This window comes from Candidatus Symbiothrix dinenymphae, assembly GCF_001431085.1.
Genome location: NZ_BBRU01000348.1, coordinates 1 through 483, shown reverse-complemented (window position 1 = coordinate 483; position 483 = coordinate 1). Strand labels below are relative to the sequence as shown.

1 protein-coding gene is annotated in these 483 nt (G+C 45.3%); it reads right to left on the bottom strand.

The genetic code is table 11. From position 1 onward, the window contains the following. Positions 1-219 precede the first annotated feature (219 nt). Positions 220-483 (bottom strand): T9SS type A sorting domain-containing protein (locus ASC50_RS04260; protein ID WP_056928747.1); only part of this gene is annotated, 264 nt, incomplete at its 5' end.

Genomic DNA, 483 nt, shown 5'->3' with positions numbered 1-483 from the left:
CTACCGAGCTACAATCCCTACGGGATGAAAAACAGAACGTAAAAATTTCACCCGATTGTAATCTGTTTGACAACCTACCCTGCGGGATGCAGGGTGGAGGTGAGGATTGGCTTTTCTACCGAGCTATAATCCCTACGGGATAAAAGGCTATGTATATTTGTCCCTACGGGACAGCAATATCATATCACACAATTCCCTGTAGAACCAGATATTACGAAATTATTTTATCACAAACTTGCGCACTACGCCTTCTAATTTGAAGATGTAGATGGCTTTGGGGAGGTTTAGCTCGTAGGTGCTGTTGGTGGTTTGCATCTCTATTTGGAGTACTTTGTTGCCTACTATTGTGATGATTTCTAATTTGGAGCCGATGGTTGCGTTTTTGATGTGCAGGGTGTTGTTGGTTACTGTTAGTTCCGGCGTTGCTGTTTCTGCCACGGGCGTGCCGTTCCGCGCCTTGTTTTGGGCAACAAGGGGAGTTAC